Source organism: Chryseobacterium sp. 2987 (assembly GCF_031456375.1).
GTDB lineage: Bacteria > Bacteroidota > Bacteroidia > Flavobacteriales > Weeksellaceae > Chryseobacterium > Chryseobacterium vaccae.
The window spans coordinates 710,749-731,338 of the sequence record NZ_JAVDUN010000002.1; the positions used below are offsets into that span (position 1 = coordinate 710,749).

14 protein-coding genes are annotated in these 20,590 nt (G+C 39.0%); 3 read left to right on the forward strand and 11 right to left on the reverse strand.

Annotated features, from left to right (window positions below):
- Window positions 1–93: 93 nt before the first annotated feature.
- Complete coding sequence (ligA, locus tag J2Y40_RS08230) at window positions 94–2,100, forward strand: NAD-dependent DNA ligase LigA (protein ID WP_309998304.1); 2,007 nt, start codon at window positions 94–96, stop codon at window positions 2,098–2,100.
- A 65-nt stretch (window positions 2,101–2,165) separates the two neighbouring features.
- Here the strand turns inward: ligA and J2Y40_RS08235 are convergent, their stop codons facing one another.
- Window positions 2,166–2,363 (reverse strand): hypothetical protein, encoded by a 198-nt coding sequence (locus tag J2Y40_RS08235; RefSeq protein WP_309998306.1) that lies wholly within the window; start codon window positions 2,361–2,363, stop codon window positions 2,166–2,168.
- A 285-nt stretch (window positions 2,364–2,648) separates the two neighbouring features.
- On the opposite strand from J2Y40_RS08235, the gene J2Y40_RS08240 reads away from it, so the two are divergent.
- A complete protein-coding gene (locus J2Y40_RS08240) occupies window positions 2,649–5,219 on the forward strand; it encodes a T9SS type A sorting domain-containing protein (protein ID WP_309998308.1) in 2,571 nt (856 codons plus the stop codon).
- A 76-nt stretch (window positions 5,220–5,295) separates the two neighbouring features.
- Here J2Y40_RS08240 and J2Y40_RS08245 read toward each other — a convergent pair whose 3' ends face one another.
- The 10 genes from J2Y40_RS08245 to J2Y40_RS08290 all read right to left on the reverse strand — a co-directional run bounded on the left by J2Y40_RS08245 (window position 5,296) and on the right by J2Y40_RS08290 (window position 17,217).
- Entirely contained in the window at window positions 5,296–5,757 is a 462-nt protein-coding gene (locus J2Y40_RS08245) for a hypothetical protein (protein WP_153398692.1), read from the reverse strand.
- Window positions 5,758–5,764: 7 nt separating this feature from the next.
- The gene (locus J2Y40_RS08250; protein ID WP_309998311.1) at window positions 5,765–6,037 is read right to left on the reverse strand and encodes a hypothetical protein; all 273 of its coding nucleotides are present in this window, start codon (window positions 6,035–6,037) and stop codon (window positions 5,765–5,767) included.
- 98 nt (window positions 6,038–6,135) lie between these two features.
- The gene (locus tag J2Y40_RS08255; protein WP_309998312.1) at window positions 6,136–6,378 is read right to left on the reverse strand and encodes a hypothetical protein; all 243 of its coding nucleotides are present in this window, start codon (window positions 6,376–6,378) and stop codon (window positions 6,136–6,138) included.
- Window positions 6,379–6,678: 300 nt separating this feature from the next.
- A complete protein-coding gene (locus J2Y40_RS08260; RefSeq protein ID WP_309998315.1) occupies window positions 6,679–8,394 on the reverse strand; it encodes an ATP-binding protein in 1,716 nt (571 codons plus the stop codon).
- Between the two features lie 5 nt (window positions 8,395–8,399).
- On the reverse strand, window positions 8,400–9,509 hold the full coding sequence (locus tag J2Y40_RS08265) for a sensor protein KdpD (RefSeq protein WP_153398684.1): 1,110 nt from the start codon (window positions 9,507–9,509) through the stop codon (window positions 8,400–8,402).
- 306 nt (window positions 9,510–9,815) lie between these two features.
- The gene (locus tag J2Y40_RS08270) at window positions 9,816–10,901 is read right to left on the reverse strand and encodes a porin (protein ID WP_309998319.1); all 1,086 of its coding nucleotides are present in this window, start codon (window positions 10,899–10,901) and stop codon (window positions 9,816–9,818) included.
- Window positions 10,902–10,913: 12 nt separating this feature from the next.
- The gene (locus J2Y40_RS08275) at window positions 10,914–11,471 is read right to left on the reverse strand and encodes a K(+)-transporting ATPase subunit C (RefSeq protein WP_153398680.1); all 558 of its coding nucleotides are present in this window, start codon (window positions 11,469–11,471) and stop codon (window positions 10,914–10,916) included.
- Window positions 11,472–11,483: 12 nt separating this feature from the next.
- Window positions 11,484–13,523, reverse strand: coding sequence for a potassium-transporting ATPase subunit KdpB (gene kdpB / locus J2Y40_RS08280; protein WP_309998322.1), 2,040 nt, complete (start codon window positions 13,521–13,523; stop codon window positions 11,484–11,486).
- A 150-nt stretch (window positions 13,524–13,673) separates the two neighbouring features.
- Complete coding sequence (gene kdpA, locus J2Y40_RS08285) at window positions 13,674–15,368, reverse strand: potassium-transporting ATPase subunit KdpA (protein WP_309998324.1); 1,695 nt, start codon at window positions 15,366–15,368, stop codon at window positions 13,674–13,676.
- 523 nt (window positions 15,369–15,891) lie between these two features.
- Complete coding sequence (locus J2Y40_RS08290) at window positions 15,892–17,217, reverse strand: sigma-54 dependent transcriptional regulator (RefSeq protein WP_153398674.1); 1,326 nt, start codon at window positions 17,215–17,217, stop codon at window positions 15,892–15,894.
- A 399-nt stretch (window positions 17,218–17,616) separates the two neighbouring features.
- Here J2Y40_RS08290 and J2Y40_RS08295 point away from each other — a divergent pair, with 399 nt between their 5' ends.
- Window positions 17,617–20,484, forward strand: coding sequence for a pitrilysin family protein (locus J2Y40_RS08295; protein WP_153398672.1), 2,868 nt, complete (start codon window positions 17,617–17,619; stop codon window positions 20,482–20,484).
- Window positions 20,485–20,590 lie beyond the last annotated feature (106 nt).

Genomic DNA, 20,590 nt, shown 5'->3' on the forward strand with positions numbered 1-20,590 from the left:
ATATTAATGTTTTTTAATTTTCCTGTACTATTTGATTCTGTTATTTTTTAAATGAAATTAGTTTAGTTATTTTTGCTCAAAAGATAGAAAAGAATGTCTGAAAATATACAGCAAAAGATAGAACAGCTCAGAAAGGAGCTTCATCAGCATAACGAAAATTATTACCTTCTGGATACACCTACGATCTCTGATTATGAGTTTGATATGTTACTGGAACAGCTTCAGGATCTTGAAGCCAAACATCCAGAGTTTTATGATGAAAACTCACCTACCGTACGTGTAGGAGGCGGAATTACAAAGGTTTTCCCAACCATTCAGCACAGATTCAGGATGTATTCTCTGGATAATTCTTATGATTTTGAGGATCTTGAGGACTGGGAAAAAAGAATCATCAAGACCATCAGTGATCCTGTAGAATTTGTTGCGGAACTGAAATATGATGGCGCTTCTATTTCCATCCTGTATGAAAACGGAAAGCTGGTACAGGCCGTAACCCGTGGAGACGGTTTCCAGGGAGACGAAATTACCCCGAATGTCCGTACGATCTCAGATATTCCGTTGACGTTAAAAGGTGATTTCCCGCCTCATTTTTTCATGAGAGGTGAAATTTATTTAACCCGAAAGAACTTTGATAAGATCAATAAACTTCGTGAAGAGGAAGGACTGGATCCTTTTATGAATCCACGAAACACAGCCAGCGGAAGCTTAAAAATGCAGGACAGCGCGGAAGTAAGAAAGCGTGGACTTTCATCAGTACTTTACCAGTTTATTTCTGAGGATTTCCCTACAGAAACGCACTGGGAACTGCTTCAGAAGGCACAAAGCTGGGGCTTCAAAACATCACAGCAGGCGAAACTCTGCAAAACTTTGGATGAGGTGAAGGAATTCATCAGCTTCTGGGATACAGAACGTCATAACCTTCCTTTTGAGATTGACGGAATTGTGTTGAAAGTAAATTCTCTTCAGCAGCAGCGCCAGTTGGGTTATACCGCCAAGTCTCCGCGATGGGCTATGGCTTATAAGTTTAAAGCGGAAAAGGTGGAAACGGAATTACAGAGTGTTTCTTATCAGGTGGGAAGAACGGGAGCAATTACTCCTGTGGCCAACCTAAAACCGGTTTTACTGGCCGGAACTATCGTGAAAAGAGCTTCTCTTCACAATGAAGATATTATCAAAAAGCTGGATCTGCATGAACAGGATTTTGTATATGTGGAAAAAGGCGGTGAAATTATTCCTAAGATTGTAGGCGTAAATACGGAAAAGAGAACGGAAGAAAGCCGTGAAATAGAATACATCAAACATTGTCCGGAATGTGGAACGGAGCTGGTAAAAATTGAAGACCAGGCCATCCACTTCTGTCCGAATGAGCTTCACTGCCCGCCTCAGGTAGTGGGAAGAATGATCCATTATGTTTCCAGAAAGGCCCTGAATATTGAAAACCTGGGAAGCGAAACAATTGAACAGCTGTACAGAGAAAAACTGATTGAAAACCCTGCTGATTTCTATGTTCTCACCAAAGAACAGCTTCTTCCGCTTGAAAGAATGGCTGAAAAATCTGCCCAAAATATCATCTCAGGAATTGAAAAATCTAAAGAGATTCCGTTTGAAAAGGTTCTATACGGAATCGGGATTAAGCATGTGGGCGAAACGGTGGCTAAAAAACTGGTGAAAAATTTCCCTACGATAGAAGAACTGAAAAATGCATCTGTGGAAGAGCTTTGCCAGGTGGAAGATATCGGAACCAAAATTGCGGTAAGCATTGAAGAATTCTTCAGAAATTCTGAAAACCTCCTGATGATCGAGCGTTTAAAATCGTACGGTGTACAGCTTGAAAAGGGAGAAAATACCAATGAAGTTCTATCAAACGTTCTGGAAGGAAAAACGTTCCTTTTCACCGGAAAACTATCGCTTTTCACCAGAGAACAGGCGGAAGAAATGGTAGAGAAACACGGTGGAAAGAATATTTCTGCGGTTTCCAAGAATCTTAATTATCTTGTGGTAGGTGAGAAAGCCGGAAGCAAACTGAAAAAAGCGCAGGACATCGGAACGATTACCATTTACGATGAGCAGCAGTTTTTAGATCTGATTGAAAAACAGTAGTCAACTTTAAAAAGAAGCTGTCTCACTTTTGGGGCAGCTTCTTTTTTATCAGCAATTCCATCCCTTTATTTTTCTTGGATTTTATTATTATCTTTTCGCTTTAATTCTGCATTTTCCTGTTCAGCTTTTTCTTTTGAAAGAAAACAGTAACCGAACCTGTATCCGTATTTTGTGTCTTTCTTTTCATTAGAAGGAATCGTGTTATGGGGTTGTCTTTTGTTTAAGCTGAAAGCTGTCCACATAGACAAGGAACGCTGTTCCATTGATGTTTATTATCAGTAGTTCTCTTTCCATTTGTTTTTTTATCATAAAAAATACTGTAAATTAAAATGTGATCTTATTAAGCCCACAGTTGATCTGCTATGCCAGATTCGTAAGATTACGTAACCTTTCCAATGCTGACGCAGTTATTGAAAAAATCAACGCAGTTGCTTAATGATATGGCGCAGGTATTAGTTATCGTGGTTTTCCTGGTTATTCAGTGCCTAAATTAGAACTGGCTAATTAAAATTATCATTACCACACAATTATTTAAAATTTTACCGTTTATGAAAAAAAATCTAATACTACTGCTTTTTGCAATCGCAAATTTTATACCCCTGATGAATGCTCAATCGCCCCAATGGGTTTTGGGAAACTCTCTCGTTAATTTTCCTGCCACAGGAAATCCTCACTTATTAACAAATTCTTTAGGAGCAGGAAATTTTCCCGGATCAAATGCTGCATTTGACTCTAATGGTAATCTGTTATTTTATGTACGGGGAAACAAAATATATAACCAAAATAACGTTTTGATAGATACTATAACACCTGGTGTGAATACCGTAACCAAAGAAATTTCAGTTGTCAATGTGCCAGGTACATGTAATGAATTTTATATTATTGCGATGACAGTATATAATATGCCAGCCTTTATTAATACTCTCATTTCCGTGAAGGTAACCGTAAATAGCACTTCAATTTATGTTTCCCCACCAGAGCATTTTAACTATAAAGGAAATAGAATTTTTGCAATATCAAAACTAAGAAAAAATAAAACACGTTATTTATTTGCAGTCGGAAATACTGTAGAGCGATTTTTGATTACTAAAAATGGGATATCCCATCAACAAACATTACCTATATATCCTACAGGTGATATTTCTGATGTTGAACTATTTGAAGATGCAACTACAGGAAAGATGAGATTAGCATATGGAAATGGTAATGAATTAAGGGTTTGGACGCTCAATCAAAATGGGGACTATATCAATATTAATAATCTGAACCTTTCTGGAGTTACCAAAATTGATGGAGTGGAATTTATTGACTATAATAGAATTATTATTGCACAAAATAACTCTAATGTAGGTAATAAAGGAATTGCCATTGTTAATATTAATCCTTTGACGATAAATTTTATTCCTAATACCAGTAATTATTATAACTCTTATATTGAAAAAGCAATTGACGGGAAATTTTACGTATCAAAAGAAAATATTGTTTCAAATACTGTTCAGGGATATAAATTGTCTTCTATCAATCATAGTAATTCAACCGTTACGGAAGTGCCGAATCTTACCATTCCGAATATGGATATTGTCTATGGCGAAACAATACGATTGCTACCCGATCAAATTGATAATGAAAATTACGCTCACGCTAATTACAGATGGGATCTGGCCGCATTTGACAATGCTGCGGATACAGGCGCAGAACCTTATGTTCCCGCACCCGGAAATGAAATTATCTGGGAAAGTAATGATATATGGAACAGGAAGACAGCCAATGGACTAAGTGTGACCCATGAAAATCCGGGATATTCTTCCGATCCTTCTAAATTCAACGTGATGCGATTCAGGATAAGGAATTTAGGCTGTGTGGCATCCACTGAAAGCCGTGTAAGGTTATACTGGACAATAGGGGCAACAGGAGAATCCTGGGATAATAATGCTGTTCCGGTAAATCCTCCTTCCCCAACAGCGCTTAACTCCTGGGACGGATCAAAGTGTATTGTAAATCCACAGACTAATGCCTGTGTTCCTGCGGGAGGCGAGATCAAAGCGCGAAGCTTGGTCTTCAACAGTAATGCTCCGGACTATGATAGCAGTTCGAGTACACCTGGATTTATTATTCCACCTTTACAGCCGGGACAGGAGATCATCATTGATGCGAAGTGGCAGCCGGTAAATCCTTCATTATTCGGAGATCCCAATGTTATCAGCAATCCTGTATTGTGTTTCCTGGGAAGAATCGTTGATGTGAATGACCCTATGTTCAGTGAACTTCCAGCAAGCACAACCAATATGATGGGTGACAATGTTAAAAATAACAATAATGTGGTAACGCGTAATACTTCGTTGGTACCACTGGGGGGATTAGAAGGCTCATATTATAAATTTGACAGTTCCATCTTTATTGGAAATCCTTCTTCAGAGCAAACGGATTTTATGGTGAGGTTTGATCGGGTTGGGGTAAATGATAACAATTTTGCTAAAATAGGTAGAATAAAAATTAAACTGGATGATCGTTTATGGGAAAAATGGATGTCTGCCGGATCAGAAGGTAGCGGGATAGAGATATTGAATGCTGAGAAACGCGAGCTTACGGTTACCAATTTTGAAAATGTACAGCTGAACAATATCATGCTGGAAGCAGGAGAATACAGGGCAATAAAATTCACTTTTGAACTTAAGGAGCCGACGGATGTGATTCAGGATTATCAATATGCAGTTTCCCAGGTCGCTGCTGAAAAACCAGATCAGCAGTATGGAAGTGTCTGTATATTCAATGTAAAGATCAATCATACACAGGAAAACGGAGAATTCATCTATGATGAGGCTGGTAAATCAGGCACTGGTAATACTAATAATTCAAATTTTAAGCGTATTACTGTTTCTCCAAATCCATCGTCGGATTTCGCAAAACTGGATTTTGAATTATTACAGGACAGTCAGCTTAACATACAGGTATTTGATATGCTGGGAAAAGAAATAAAGTCTATTGAAAGGAATAAAAATTTTAACAAAGGACTAAATAATGTAAAATTTTCCACCTCTGAGCTACCAAACGGCAACTATTTCATTGTAATAACTGCTTCAGGAGAGAAGAGATCTTTACAATTAATCATAAAACATTAAATAAATATAATTTACAAACAACATAAAGGCTGTCTCGCTTTGAGACAGCCTCTTTATTATTTAAAAAACAGATCATTTATTTAAAAACAATCAGCGTATAGGGTTCTTTTGCCGTTTTCGGCTGAACGATCCTGATCTGTTGTTTGCCTTTATAATAGTCTGTGTAGCTTTCTTTGGTTATTATTTTTCCTTTTCCTGTCTGTTTATATCCGGTATCCAGAACCGCTTTAAGGTAGGTGTCATAGTCTTTTTTATCTTTAAAGGTGAATTCTATATTGTTTTGAGATTGATCTTCTTTATATTCAAACTTTGCGATTTTATATTGATATCCAGGACTTTCATATTCATTCACAACAAAGCCAAGGCCTTCGGTTTTATCGTAAAAAGTGTAATTCTGTTTTTTAATTTCTTTTTTGAACGCAACCATATCAAGGTTGTTGAATGCGGCAAGTTCTTCCAGTTTAAAAGTCTGTCCGGAGACTAATGAACAAAACAGGATAAAAAATAAACTGCTCAAAATCGTCTTCAATGTATTCATCGTTCAACTATTCTTTAATATTATTTTCTCTGATGAAATTTTTGTATTCTTTTTCCCATACCGGGAATTTTCCCAATTCAGTTTTTCTGCTGACAACAATAGCAGCCCCTTCATCGAAGAGGTTTTTATCATTCAGCATCTTTACTCCGTTCATTATAATGAGAATACCGTAAGCGCTTTCATTATTTTTAAGCCTGTCCAGCAGAACGTCTTTATTTTGCAGGATTAAAGTATTGTCTTTCAACTTTGATATAAAATCATCCACACTAAGGTCATCCACATTCTGAAAATAGCAAAGTTCTGATATTCTCTGGGAACCTGGAAATAGCGGTCGAAAATCTTTTCATCAATACTGTCTCTGCTATGATACTACTGAAATTATGCCTGCTTAATCAACGCTTTCTGAAAAAGTAAAATCTGTTCTTCGTTCAGGCCATTAAAAGAAATGGTACGTTTTGCATTGAGCATATGATCCGGATAATAGATCAGCTCAACAGAATCTGCATTGATATGAAACTCCCTGAGAACCGTTGGATTTTTTGTATTCTTTGCATCAGATTTGAATCTCAGATTAATACAGCCTCTCGGAAGGATATAAAAACTCCGGGGGAATAAAAACATCGAATTCTGATTCAGAAGAATCTCAAAACTACATCATTGAAAGCTTTTTATATTGCAGCAAATTGTTACTGACAGTCTCCATCGTTCCATTGATGCTTTTTAACATTACTGCATCCGGCTGCCTGTACTTTTCTATAATTTCACCTTTCTGTATAAAAAAGAAAATGCCTGAAACAACAAAGAATATGGGAATTGCCAAAAAAAATAAAAAAAGGGGCTGTTAGCATTAAAAGATAAAATTAAAAGTTTTTAATAGAGAATAAATTTGATATTTCCTGTTCAAATATATGACAATAATCCTCATAAAACCGGCAATCTGAAGAAGAAAGTACTTCCCTGATTCGGGAAACTTTCCACACCAATTTCACCATTTTGTTTTTCAATGAAATTTTTGGAAATAGCGAGTCCTAATCCAGTTCCGTTTTGGTGTTCTCCCGGAACCTGGAAATAGCGGTCGAAGATCTGGCGGTGGTATTTTTCATCAATACCGCTTCCTGTATCGGTAATGCTGAACTGAATGAAAGTCTCTCGTTTTTCAACCAAAATCTGAATGGTTTCATCCTGAAACGAATGTTTCACGGCATTAGTCAGGAAGTTATTCATTACCCAGACTGTTTTATCGAAATCGGCTGCAACAAAATCATCATCAGCAATAAGATATTCTGTGGTTATGGAAATATTTTTCTGTTCTGCCAGTTTTTCAACATTTTTTACAGCGGTCTGCACCATTTCTTTTGGTGAGCATTTTTCAACGGTTAAGCGGATGTTTCCTGTTTCTACCTGTGAAAGATTCAGCAGTTCTCCTGTAATATCCAGCAGGCGCTGTCCATCTTCGTTAATACTCTTCAGTAATTCCTGCTGCTGCTCATTCAACTCACCGAATTTCTGATTACCGAGCAGCTGAACGCCCATTTTTATGGCTGAAATAGGTGTTTTCAATTCATGAGAAATGGTTGCTATAAAGTTGGTTTTGGCGAAATCAAGTTCTTTAAAAGGGGTGATATTCCGGAGCAGGATTACTTTTCCGATATATTTCTTTTCTTTTTCTCCGGTTTTCGTGATGTTGATAGGGATAATATCCTGTTCGAAATAATTTTCTTTATTATCCCGGACGATCTTGATAGGCTCGACTACCGGATGATCGATATTTTTGAGCAGTTCGCGCATCAGGTCATTATTCACAGCCACTTCATGAGCCGTTTTCCCGATAATTTCCTCTTTGTTGAGATTAGTGATTTTCAATGCTTCATCGTTGATCATGTAGATAAAGTGATTTTCATCCAGTCCGATCACTGCATCGTGCATATTGTTGACCAAAGTCTCAATCCTTTTCTTATCCATCAGCTGTTTGGAAAAGCTGCTGCTCTCATATTCCTGAAGCTTTTCCGCCATGATATTAAAAGATTCTGCAAGACTGTTGAACTCCTCACTTCCTTTAAAATGAACCCTTTCATTGTAATTTTTATCCGCAATCTGCCGGATACTGAAGGTCAGCTGGTTAATTGGTTCTGCAATCGTCTGCGGAAGATTAAAAAGCAGGATAAAAGCAATCAGAAAACATACGGTTCCCAGACTTACGATCCAGAATGTAGCATTTTCAGCGGTAATGATGGCAATATCACTTTTCCGCTCGATCCCTTTCATATTCAGGGACATGATTTTGGCCAGATCTTCACGGATCAGCTTTTCTTTATCGGGAGAAGGCTGCTTCAGATAGCTCTGAAAGTGTAGATTAAGATTCTGGGTAGCTTCTCTTTCGCCGAACTCAGTAAGGTTCTTTTCCTGAAGCTTGTTATTTTTCTGAAAATCGGTTACTGCAACAGCACTATCTGTACTTATCTTGTCCAAAGCAAGCAGCATATTTTTGGAGAATTCCAGGCTGTTATAATTGGCGGTAAGAATCTTTTCCGTATCCGATTTCAGTTTGTTGATATAGACGGAACCGATTACTGAAAGCAAAACAATCAGTAAAAATAAAAGACCTACGCCTAAAGTGAGTTTCGTTTTAAGTTTCATTACTTCTAAGATAAAATAATAATATCTATCTGTCTTTCATTAAGTCTATTCATCAGCGTGTAAATCCAGCTATAACCGGAAAGGCGCTGCCAGAGGCTTGAGTGAGGCTTCCCGATACAAACCGTGGTCATATTGTGGGCAATGACATATTCTAAAATTCCTTTATGTACACTGCTTTCTTTTATCCGTACCACTTTCGCCCCCAATTCCTGTGCTAAATTAAAATTATTAATCAAATACCGCTGCTTGTCTAGGGCAATTTTTTCAGGGTTTTCAGAGGGTTTCTGAACATATAAAACCGTCCACGGACTGTTATAATAACTCGCCAGACGGGCTGTTTTACGGATGATATTCTTCGCAATCTTTTCATTACTGCTGATGCAGGCCAGAAATTTAATAGGTTTGAAATTTTCAGTCTTGATCTCAGTTTCCACCTTTCGTTCCACATGGGTTGCCACCTCTTTTAAGGCCAATTCACGAAGCTGTAAAATATGTCCACTCTGAAAAAAGTTGCTGAGCGCCGTCTGAATTTTTTCTTTTTTATAGATCTTTCCTTCTTTCAGGCGGGTTAGCAGCTCATCCGCAGTAAGGTCTATATTTACCACCTCATCGGCAAGAGCCAGAATCTTATCCGGTACACGTTCCGCCACTTCTATCCCCGTGATCTTTTTCACCTCTTCATTAAGGCTCTCAATATGCTGGATGTTCATCGCACTGATCACATTGATTCCGTTATCAAGGATTTCCAGTACATCCTGCCATCTTTTTTTATTTTTGGAACCTTCCACATTGGTATGCGCCAGCTCATCCACCAGAACCACTTCAGGATGTTCATTGATGATCGTCTGAAGATCCATTTCCTCCAGGTTTTTACCTTTATAAAAAACCGATCTTCTCGCAATCTCAGGGATTCCGTCTGTAAGAGCTACCGTCTCTTCCCGGCCATGGGTTTCAATATAACCAATCTTTACATCAATGCCGTTTCTCAATAATGCATGTGCCTCCTGAAGCATCCGGAAAGTCTTTCCTACGCCTGCACTCATCCCGATGTAAATCTTAAATTTTCCTTTCCGGGATTTCTGAATCAGTTCTAAAAAATGTTTGGCTGATGACATGGGTTGTTTATTCTATGAATTTAAAATAATTATGTTTTTAACGGGCTGAAGCCCATTTTTATTAGGTTATTAATGGTAACGGACCTCTTTTCAGTTTTTATATTTTCCTAATCTTTGTAATTAGCCTCAATTCAGATAAAAAGATCTGATTGACAAGGTTTAAAGCTGAAAGAGGAGTGATAAACGTCATTAAAAATAACTGTATATCTTTTTTTAAAACAAATTGATTTTACAGAGACTTTCAATACTTATAACTGAAAGTAACTTCCATCCTCCTTCTTCCAGCTTCCAACTTTTTTCTTTCCTTTAAAACCAGGCTGCCAGACTTGTGGTGATAAAGAAATTGCCCTGTTTCATCTGATCATTCTTTACAAAAATGGCATCTTTGGAGGTAAAGCCTCTTGCTTCCGTACGGAACACTACGTTTTTCAGAATCGCATAATCCACATTCAGGGAATAGCCGAAAGTTTGGAAGCCATTAGGTGTTTTTGTACTAATGATTACCCCATTTTTATCGTTGTAATACTCCAATCTTCCTGCCAATGCCCATTTATGATCCAACTGATATTTCATCAGAACATTGGGGGTGTACCAGATATTGTAGCTGCTGCTTCCTTTTGTTTTCTGCTCTGCACCAATGTCGAAACCCAGAACCGCTGAAAATTGGTCTGTCAATTGGAAACTTCCGTACAAATCGTGAAAATAACGCATTCTTTTCTCTTCTTTTGCTTTATCGTTTCCGATAAATGAGCTGCTGTTCATGGTAATTTTATCATTAGGTTTATAAATCACCTGATGCCCGAAAGAAAGACTTTGATTACCTTCAGCTTTGGCGATTCTCTGCCATCCGTTCAGGACAAGTCCGCTCAGGAGCCATTTTCCATTGTCTGATGTGTAGGAGATTTTAGCACCGGTCTCAAAATAAGGAGAATTTTCGGCGGCAAAACTTCTGGTCAGATTGATATTATCTTTTCCAATAGCACTTTCCCATCCGATATGGGAAGGCATAATTCCTGCATCCACCCACAGGTTTTTAGTTTTGGAAATTTTGATTCCAACGTTGGCTTCATTCACATAACGCAGGGCATCCTGTTCAGCCGCCATATTATCCTGAGCATAGGTTCCGGCCATCAGGGCCACATTGGCACGGAGATTTTCACTCTGATAATTCGCTTTTATCAATCCTAGATTAAGATTTACTTCATTATGTCTATTGTAGGAATACAGAAAATTCTGTCTCAGATGGCTTGCAGGTTCGTTAAAATCATACGTGTAAAAAAGTTCTGCATAAGCAGAAAACGTCACATTATTTCCTGTTTTCAATGAATCTGAGGTTTGTGCTTTCGGGAAGAAAACTCCGGCTAAAATTCCGGCAACGATATATCTTTTCATAAACATTTCACATTATTTTAATTGGTCTAAAGCGATGTTAAGCTTCAGCACATTTACTTTTGCAGGACCGAAAAGGCCCAGCCATGGTTTTTCAGTTTGATCTTTAATTAAATTTTGGATTTTTTCTTCAGGAAAGTTTCTTTCCTTCGCAATTCTTTTTGCCTGATACAGTGCTCCGTCGGGAGAAATATCGGGATCAAGCCCGCTTCCGCTTGCGGTTACCAATTCTACGGGAACCTCAGCTTTTTCCATTCCGGGGTTCTGCATTTTTAAGGTGTCTATTCTTTTCTGTACAGTTTCCAGATATTCTTCATTACTTGGTCCTTTATTGCTTCCACCACTTCCTCCTGCATTATAATCCACTGCTGAAGGACGGCCGTGAAAATATTTCTCAGAGCTGAAATTCTGACCGATATTTGCATAATACTTCTGTCCGTTCTGCGTAATGATTTCCGCTTTTCCTTTTGTAGGAAGCACTTTTGAGCCTCCATATACCAGAAGCAGGTAAATTCCTATAACCGCCAGCATAACCAAAGTCAGTCTGAATGCTGATACAATATGATTTTTCATTTTTTAAAAATTTTAATAGAATAAACTGATCACAACATCAATAATTTTGATTCCGATAAACGGAACGATAACTCCGCCCAAACCATAGATCAGAAGGTTTCTTCTGAGCAGTGCACTGGCTCCAATCGGTTTATAAGCCACACCTTTCAATGCCAGCGGAATCAGGAACGGAATAATCACCGCGTTGAAAATTACCGCTGAAAGGATGGCCGTTTCCGGGCTATGAAGATTCATAATATTCAGTTTCTGCAGTGAAGGGATGAAAGTGATAAAAAGAGCAGGGATAATTGCAAAATATTTGGCTACATCATTGGCAATACTGAAGGTCGTCAACGTTCCGCGAGTCATCAGCAACTGTTTTCCGATTTCCACGATCTCGATCAGCTTAGTAGGATCGTTATCAAGGTCTACCATGTTTCCGGCTTCTTTTGCGGCCTGGGTTCCGCTGTTCATTGCTACACCTACATCTGCCTGGGCAAGGGCCGGAGCGTCATTGGTTCCGTCTCCCATCATCGCTACCAGTTTCCCTTCCTGCTGCTCTTTTTTGATGTAATTCATTTTATCTTCAGGCTTAGCCTCAGCAATGAAGTCATCCACACCCGCTTTTTCTGCAATGAATTTAGCCGTTAAGGGATTATCTCCTGTTACCATTACCGTTTTCACTCCCATTTTTCTAAGTCTCTGGAAACGTTCCTGGATTCCCGTTTTAATAATATCCTGAAGTTCAATCACTCCCCAGACTTTTTCATTAACGATTACCACAAGCGGTGTTCCTCCGTTTTCAGAGATTTTAGTTACAGCATACTGCGTTTCCTCGGGGAAAGTATTCCCGGCTTTTTCAGTCAGTTTTTTTATTGTATCATAAGCTCCTTTCCTGATTCGTGTATTTTCAAAATTAATCCCTGAAGTTCTTGTTTCTGCTGTAAAATCTATATAGGTAGGATTCGGAACAAGCAGATCTTCCAATTTCAGCTGGCTTAATTCTATAATGGATTTTCCTTCCGGAGTTTCATCGGCTACAGAGCTCAATGCAGAGGCTTTAATAAAATCTTCAATCTTTATTCCGTCTGCGGGATGGAATTGGGTTGCTTTACGGTTCCCGATGGTAATGGTTCCTGTTTTATCCAGAAGCAACACATCAATATCTCCGGCTGTTTCTACAGCTTTCCCGCTTTTGGTGATTACGTTGGCTCTCAACGCGCGGTCCATCCCAGCAATTCCGATTGCAGAAAGCAGACCTCCGATAGTTGTCGGAATGAGACAAACGAAAAGTGAAATAAATGCCGCAATCGTAATCGGTGTCTGCGCATAGTCTGCAAAAGGTTTTAAAGTAAGGGTGACGATAATAAAGGTCAGGGTAAATCCTGCCAAAAGTATAGTTAATGCGATTTCATTAGGTGTTTTCTGTCTTGAAGCTCCTTCTACCAAGGCAATCATCTTATCTAAAAAGGATTCTCCTGGTTTGGTGGTTACTTTTACTTTGATTCTGTCCGACAGAACTTTTGTACCTCCGGTTACAGAACTTTTATCTCCTCCTGCTTCACGGATTACGGGAGCACTTTCCCCGGTGATGGCAGATTCATCAATGGTTGCCAGACCTTCTATAATTTCTCCATCCATTGGAATCTGATCTCCGGCTTCGCAAAGGAAAATGTCGCCCAATTTCATTTCGGCAGACATTTTTAAAACGGTTTCCACCTGAAATCCAGGTTTATTGCCCACAACCAGCTTGGCAGGAGTTTCTTCACGGGTTTTTCTAAGGGTATCCGCCTGTGCTTTTCCTCTCGCTTCTGCAATCGCTTCTGCGAAATTGGCAAACAACACCGTAAAAAACAAGATGATAAATACTAAAAAATTATAAGAGAAGCTTCCCTGTGTTTTATCGCCTGTAAGACTGAACATACTGACGATAAACATCACAATGGTTCCTATTTCCACCAGGAACATCACCGGATTTTTAAACATGATCTTCGGATTCAGTTTAACGAAAGACTGCTTAATGGCTTCGTTCACCAAATCTTTCTGAAACAATGTCTGTGACTGATTTTTCATTGTTTTTTTATATTTTTTAATTAAGAAATTCAAAAGGTTAGAAAGTCTCAGACTGCTTTCCTTTTTTTATCTTTCTTATTATTTTAAATGGATTAATAGACAGGCTCAGATGGTAAGCATTACGTTTCTCAATTCCTGAGCCTTGTCATTTTATTTAGTGAAATATTGGATTTGTTCTGCAATGGGTCCTAAAGTCAGCGCAGGGAAGAAAGACAGCGCTGCGATCAGTAATATAACCGCCAGGGTCATAAAGCCGAAAGTTGCGGTATCCGTTTTCAATGTTCCTGAGCTTTCAGGGATGAATTTTTTCTGCGCCAGCAACCCTGCAATAGCTACCGGACCGATGATTGGGATAAATCTGGACAGCAGCAGAACGATTCCTGTTGAAATATTCCACCATGGGGTATTATCGCCCAGCCCTTCAAATCCGGAACCGTTGTTGGCTGATGAAGAGGTAAATTCATACAGCATTTCGCTGAAGCCGTGAAAGCCGGGATTGTTTAATGTTTTCGCCCCGAATTCCGGCAGATAAGCTGTCAGAGCTGTTCCTACAAGAATCAGGAATGGATGGAAAAGAGCTACGATCATCGCGATCTTCATTTCTTTAGCTTCAATTTTTTTACCCATAAATTCAGGGGTCCGTCCTACCATCAATCCGCTGATGAAAACCGCAAGAATGATGAAAATGAAATAATTCAGAATTCCTACACCGCATCCTCCGTAAAAGCAATTGATCATCATGGCCAGCAGTTCATTCATTCCGGACAGTGGCATTGTACTGTCATGCATGGCATTTACTGAGCCTGTTGAAATTACGGTGGTAGCAATGCTCCAATATCCTGATGCTGCACTACCAAAGCGGATTTCCTTACCTTCCATCGCTCCCAGGCTGCTGTCTGCACCCATTTGAGTTATCAAAGGGTTGCCATTGGTTTCATTGATGATATTCGGAACTGCCAGAGCCAGAAAACCGACTGTCATCACGGTAAAAATTACCCACGAAAGCTTTCTTTTGTTCAGATAAAATCCTAGTGCAAAGACCAGTGCAAAAGGAATGATCATCTGAGTGACCATTTCGGTCATATTCGTGATATAATTTGGGTTTTCAAGCGGATGGGCCGAGTTCGCTCCAAAGAAACCACCTCCGTTTGTTCCCAGATGCTTGATCGCAACAAATGCGGCAACAGGACCTCTTGAAACATCGGCCTTCTGCCCTTCCAATGTGATGATATGATCTTTACCCTCGAAAGTCATCGGACTTCCGTTTGCTGAAAGGATCAAAGCTACCAGAATGCTTACAGGAACGAGTATTCTTATAACGGATTTTGTAAAATAATCATAAAAATTCCCCAGTTCTGTAGCTGTTTTTTCTTTAAAAGCCTTGAAAAGTACGGCCATTGCTGCCATTCCGGTGGCTGCCGTTACAAACTGAAGGAACATCAGGTAAAGCTGACTTAAATAGCTTACTCCTGTTTCTCCCGAATAATGCTGCAGGTTGCAGTTCACCAGGAATGAAATCGCTGTATTAAAAGCTAAATCCGGTGACATATTGGGATTCCCGTCAGGATTTAAAGGAAGCCAGGACTGATTGATCAGGATCATAAATCCTATGAAAAACCAGATCAGGTTGATCGTCAGCATGGCATACATATTCTGTTTCCAGTTCATCTGACGGGCCGGATTGATTCCGGAAACTCTATAAATTAATTTTTCTACAGGCCTGAAAACAGGATCTAAGAAAGTCTTTTTGCCCCCGTATACGTTAGCAATATATTTACCTAAAAATATTCCGATCACCAGCGTGATGGCAAACATGGCAATAATGCCTAAAATTTCTGTATTCATGACCGGTTAAAATTTTTCTGGTTTCATTAAAACATAACAAATGTACACGAAGGCCAGTATTGAAAGGAAAAATAAACTCCACATAACTTTATATTCTATCAAAAAATTCAACGGATTTATATAAGAGCCAAAACACGACTGCACACAGCAGTACCAAACCTAAAAGCATCATATTTTTATTATTAAGATTAAAAGAGTGAGCATTACATACGAAACCATCAGCATGCTTAAGAAAGCGTGCTCCCGTTTTTTGAACGTTTTTCCTGAAATTGTCATTTTTAAATATTTTATTCATATTCTATAGGCCAAAAGAAAGTCCAAATTCAGAAAAAAGAACACAACACATTATATATCAAAACATTATATTAAAATATATGATTATACAAAAAGACAAAAGCCTATCAAAATGATAGGCCCGTTATTGAAATGATAGGGTTTAGCTATTGGCTATTGGCTATTGGCTATTGGCTATTGGCTATTGGCAAAATTACTTATTACTCATTACCCCATTGCTCATTATTCATCACCTTAGTCCGTACTCTTCCAGCTTTCGGTACAGCGTAGCAATGCCTATTTCGAGCAGTCTGGCGGCTTCAGCTTTGTTACCTTTGGTGTATTGAATAACTTTCAGGATATGTATTTTTTCCAGGGAGCGCATACTCATGGAATCGTTTTCGGGAATAGCTTTTTCAGAATAACGTGGAAGGCTGTCAGCGTTCAGTATTTGATCATCCATTAAGATCAGGCTCCGTTCTATGGTGTTTCTAAGCTCACGGATATTTCCTTTCCAGTCGTTTTTTTCCAGGGTTTTATAGTATTCAGGATCTACCTGCACTGAAGGCATATGTAACTTCTGAGTGAATATATCGATAAAGTTTTTGGCCAGTATTTTCAGGTCTTCTTTTCTTTCCCTCAGCGGTGGAAGGCTGATCTCGAAAACGTTGAGCCTAAAATACAGATCTTCCCTGAAATGTCCCTGTTTGATTTCCTCCTCCAGATCTCTGTTGGTAGCCGCGATCAGCCTGAAATCTGATTTTGAGACTTTGGTTTCACCCATTTTGATGAATTCCCCGGTTTCAAGAACCCGAAGCAATTTAGCCTGAAGCTCTATAGGCATCTCTCCTATTTCGTCTAAAAATAAGGTTCCGTCATTGGCTTCTTCTATCAACCCTTTTTTATCTTTCACAGCCCCGGTAAAAGCTCCTTGTTTATGACCGAAAAGTTCACTTTCAAGAATTTCTTTACTGAATGCAGAGCAGTTAATGGCTACGAAAGTATTTTTCTTCCTTCCGCTTCCTTCATGAATGGCATTGGCAAAGACTTCTTTTCCGGTGCCGGTTTCTCCGGTCAGGAAAACAGCGGCATCCGTCAAAGCTACCTTTTCTGCCAGTTTTTTAGCCTGAAGAATTAAGGGGGAATTGCCTATAATCTGCCCGAATCCTTTCGAACCAGTTGATTTTTGTATTATCCGGGACCTGTTGTCTTTTACTTTTTCCAGTGCTTTATAAACCAAAGGAATGATCTTTTCATTATCGTCACCTTTTACCAGATAGTCATACGCACCGTTTTTCATAGACTGTACGGCATCGGTTATATTTCCGAAAGCCGTCATCAGGATGAGTTCAAGATGCGGATATTTGGCTTTAATGGATTTTACAAGTTCTACCCCGAATGCATCCGGAAGCCGTACATCGCTTAGCACCACATCAAAATCATACTGTTCCAGCATCGTCATGGCAGAACGTGCAGTGGAAGCTTCTTTTACATTAAAATTCTCTTGGGAAAGGATCATCCCCAATAATTTGAGGAGCTTGATCTCGTCATCGATGATCAGAATGTTTCCGGACATAGTCGTTATTTTTGGAAAACCTGATGCAAACTTATTGAATTTTCCCCGAGGGAAAAAGGGAATTTTCTGAAAGGATGAAAAAGACAAAAGCACATGCTGCCTTTTACCTGCTCTCAATCAGTCTTATAGATGTAATAATAACATAGAAGCTTAGGTTAAGGAAACTAAGATTAAAGGATGGAAGCTATGATTAAAGGTCTCTTTAAAATCAAATTATCTTAAAATGAGATTTATTATTGATGCCCTTTATAGCTTCCCTCTTCCAGCTCCCAGCTCAAACCTGCCTAAACCAGAAATTCTTATCCCAAACTGATGTTAATAAGAAAAAGCAACGCCATTTTTATCTGATTCCTTACATTTGTAATACATTCGGATTTTAGGAATGAAATGAATTGATCTATGATTGACAAAAAATATACGGAAACAGTCCATACGGATACTAATAACTACGAATATATTACCATAACACATGACGAAAATAAAGTAAGAATTTACACCCTGAAGAATGGTCTGAAGGTCTTTCTTGCTCAAAATTTCGATGCACCCAGAATACAGACTTTCATCCCTGTAAGAACGGGAAGCAATAATGATCCTTCTGATAACACTGGTCTTGCGCATTATCTGGAACATATGATGTTTAAAGGAACTTCAAGATTGGGTACTCAGAACTGGGAAAAGGAAAAAGAGCTTCTGGACCAGATTTCAGAACTGTATGAACAGCATAAGGCAGAACAGGATTCTGAAAAGAAAAAAGAAATCTATAAGAAAATAGACGAAATTTCTCAGGAAGCCAGTCAATACGCCATCGCCAACGAATATGACAAAGCGATTTCGTCACTGGGAGCCAGCGGAACGAACGCCCATACCTGGTTTGATGAAACGGTTTACAAAAATAATATCCCGAATAATGAACTTGAAAAGTGGCTGAAAATTGAAAAGGAAAGATTTTCTGAAATGGTTCTCCGCCTTTTTCATACGGAGTTGGAGTCGGTGTATGAAGAGTTCAACAGGGCTCAGGATAATGACAGCAGACTGGTGAGTTATGAACTGATGGATGCTTTATTTCCCACTCATCCTAACGGACAGCAGACTACCCTGGGAAAACCGGAACACTTGAAGAATCCTTCTATGAAGGCTATTCATAAGTATTTTGATGAATATTACGTTCCGAATAATTATGCGATGGTTCTGGTAGGTGATCTGAATTTTGAAGAAACTATTCAATTGGTTGACCAATATTTCGGAGCTCTTCCTTATAAAGAGCTGCCGAAAAAAGCTCCGGTTATTGAACAGCCTATGACTGAAATTGTCAAAAGAACGGTAAAAAGCCCTACTACCCCGAGAGTACAGATTGCCTGGAGAACAGACAGCTATGGTACAAGAGAAGCCATTCTTGCTGACATTATCGCCAATATTCTTAGCAACAGAGGAGAAGCCGGACTTCTTGACCTGAACATCAACCAGACCCAGAAAATGCTTTGGGCACAGGCTTTCTCATTAGGTTTAAAAGAATATGGTTATTTTTCTGCTGTAGCTGTTCCCAAAGAATCACAAACACTTGATGAAGCAATAGAAATGGTTCTGGAACAGATTGAGCTGATCAAAAAAGGAGATTTCCCAGACTGGATGCTTCCGGCGATCATCAGCGATTTCAAGCTGCAGAGAATGAAAGGACTGGAAACGGCAGAAGGATTGGCTACCAATCTTTATGATACCTACATCAGAGGCAGATCATGGGAACAGGAACTGAACGAAATGGATGAATATGCTTCTTTTACCAAAGAAGATGTTGTTGTGTTTGCCAATACTTTCTTTAAAGATAATTATGTGGCCATTTACAAAGAGAAAGGGATCAACGACAGGCTTCTGAGAGTTGATAATCCGGGAATAACGCCTATTAAGATCAACCGTGAGGCGCAATCGGAGTTTCTGAAGGAAATTTTAGCTGAAAAAACGGAAGATATACAACCTGAATTTATTGATTATCAAAAAGAAATAACTACTGGCTCGGTAAAAGATAAAAAAATAAGCTTTGTAAGGAACAAATACAATGATATTGCACAGGTTCACTTTATTTTCCCGTTCGGAAGTGATAACGACAGGGATCTGGGCATTTCAACGCAGCTGCTTCAATACCTGGGAACGGATCAGTTTTCCCCTGAAGACCTTAAAAAAGAGTTCTTCAAAATCGGAATTACCAATGATTTCAAAACCATCCATGACCAGCTTCTGATCTCTCTGAGCGGGCTGGAAGAAAATATAGAGAAAGGAATTTCCCTTCTTCAGCACTGGATGTATAATGCTTTTCCTGATGAGGATATCTACCGCCAATTTGTAGGAACCGTTCTGGAAAACCGCCAGGCAACCAAAAATGACAAAAACCGTATTATGACGGCACTCACTACTTATACCAAACTAGGAAGTGTCTCCCGTTTTACGGATGTTATTTCAAAAGAAGAGCTTGAAAGCAGCCACCCTCAAGTGTTTACCGACCGTATGAAAAAGCTATTCAGATTTCCTTACCAGATCTTCTTTTACGGAAAGAATTTTGATGCTTTTAAAGGATATATTGACCAATACACGGAAACAGAAAGTTTGCAGATTCCTGAAGCTAAATCCTATCCGGAACCTGAGACTGGCGGCAATGTATACTTTATCAATTACGACATGGTCCAGATGGAAATGAGTAAAATAGGAAGAGGAAAACCTGTGGATACCTCTGATTTCGGAAAGATTAATGTTTTTAATGAATATTTTGGAAGAGGTCTTTCTTCTATCGTTTTCCAGGAAATCCGCGAAAGTAAAAGTTTAGCCTATTCTGCCTATGTTTCTTATACAGCCAATTCTGAACTGGGTCACCATGATTATATTACCACTTACATCGGAACCCAGCCCGACAAGCTCCAGACCGCCGTAGATACGATGACAGAGCTTATGACAGAGCTGCCTGAAGTTCCCGTACAGTTTGAAAATGCAAGAAATACAGCCCTGAAACAGATCGCCTCAGCAAGAATTACCCGGAATAATATATTTTTCAATACATTAAGACTAAAAAAGCTGGGAATTTCACACGACTTCAGAAAGGATATTTATGAGCAGATCGGAAGTCTGAAGTTTGAAGATGTGAAACAGTTTTACAAAACAGAAATTAAACCCGTCCACTTTAATACTGCCATTATCGGCAAAAAGGAAAACCTGGATATGGATGCCGTGAACCAGATGGGCATTTTTACGGAAGTCAGCCTGAGGGATATTTTCGGACATTAAAAGATAGAGACCGTTCAGTTATTTGGGCGGTCTTTTTTTGTGAAAGACGGTGAGATAATAGACGGATAGATGAGAGACATAGGGGCTGTCAATAGTGAATTTTGCA

What these genes read in the sequence shown, in the direction of transcription:
- ligA (WP_309998304.1), top strand. Translation starts at nt 94, where the DNA reads ATGTCTGAAAATATACAGCAAAAGATAGAACAGCTCAGAAAGGAGCTT.
- J2Y40_RS08235 (WP_309998306.1), bottom strand. Translation starts at nt 2,363, where the DNA reads ATGGAACAGCGTTCCTTGTCTATGTGGACAGCTTTCAGCTTAAACAAA.
- J2Y40_RS08240 (WP_309998308.1), top strand. Translation starts at nt 2,649, where the DNA reads ATGAAAAAAAATCTAATACTACTGCTTTTTGCAATCGCAAATTTTATA.
- J2Y40_RS08245 (WP_153398692.1), bottom strand. Translation starts at nt 5,757, where the DNA reads ATGAATACATTGAAGACGATTTTGAGCAGTTTATTTTTTATCCTGTTT.
- J2Y40_RS08255 (WP_309998312.1), bottom strand. Translation starts at nt 6,378, where the DNA reads ATGTTTTTATTCCCCCGGAGTTTTTATATCCTTCCGAGAGGCTGTATT.
- J2Y40_RS08260 (WP_309998315.1), bottom strand. Translation starts at nt 8,394, where the DNA reads ATGAAACTTAAAACGAAACTCACTTTAGGCGTAGGTCTTTTATTTTTA.
- J2Y40_RS08265 (WP_153398684.1), bottom strand. Translation starts at nt 9,509, where the DNA reads ATGTCATCAGCCAAACATTTTTTAGAACTGATTCAGAAATCCCGGAAA.
- J2Y40_RS08270 (WP_309998319.1), bottom strand. Translation starts at nt 10,901, where the DNA reads ATGAAAAGATATATCGTTGCCGGAATTTTAGCCGGAGTTTTCTTCCCG.
- J2Y40_RS08275 (WP_153398680.1), bottom strand. Translation starts at nt 11,471, where the DNA reads ATGAAAAATCATATTGTATCAGCATTCAGACTGACTTTGGTTATGCTG.
- kdpB (WP_309998322.1), bottom strand. Translation starts at nt 13,523, where the DNA reads ATGAAAAATCAGTCACAGACATTGTTTCAGAAAGATTTGGTGAACGAA.
- kdpA (WP_309998324.1), bottom strand. Translation starts at nt 15,368, where the DNA reads ATGAATACAGAAATTTTAGGCATTATTGCCATGTTTGCCATCACGCTG.
- J2Y40_RS08290 (WP_153398674.1), bottom strand. Translation starts at nt 17,217, where the DNA reads ATGTCCGGAAACATTCTGATCATCGATGACGAGATCAAGCTCCTCAAA.
- J2Y40_RS08295 (WP_153398672.1), top strand. Translation starts at nt 17,617, where the DNA reads ATGATTGACAAAAAATATACGGAAACAGTCCATACGGATACTAATAAC.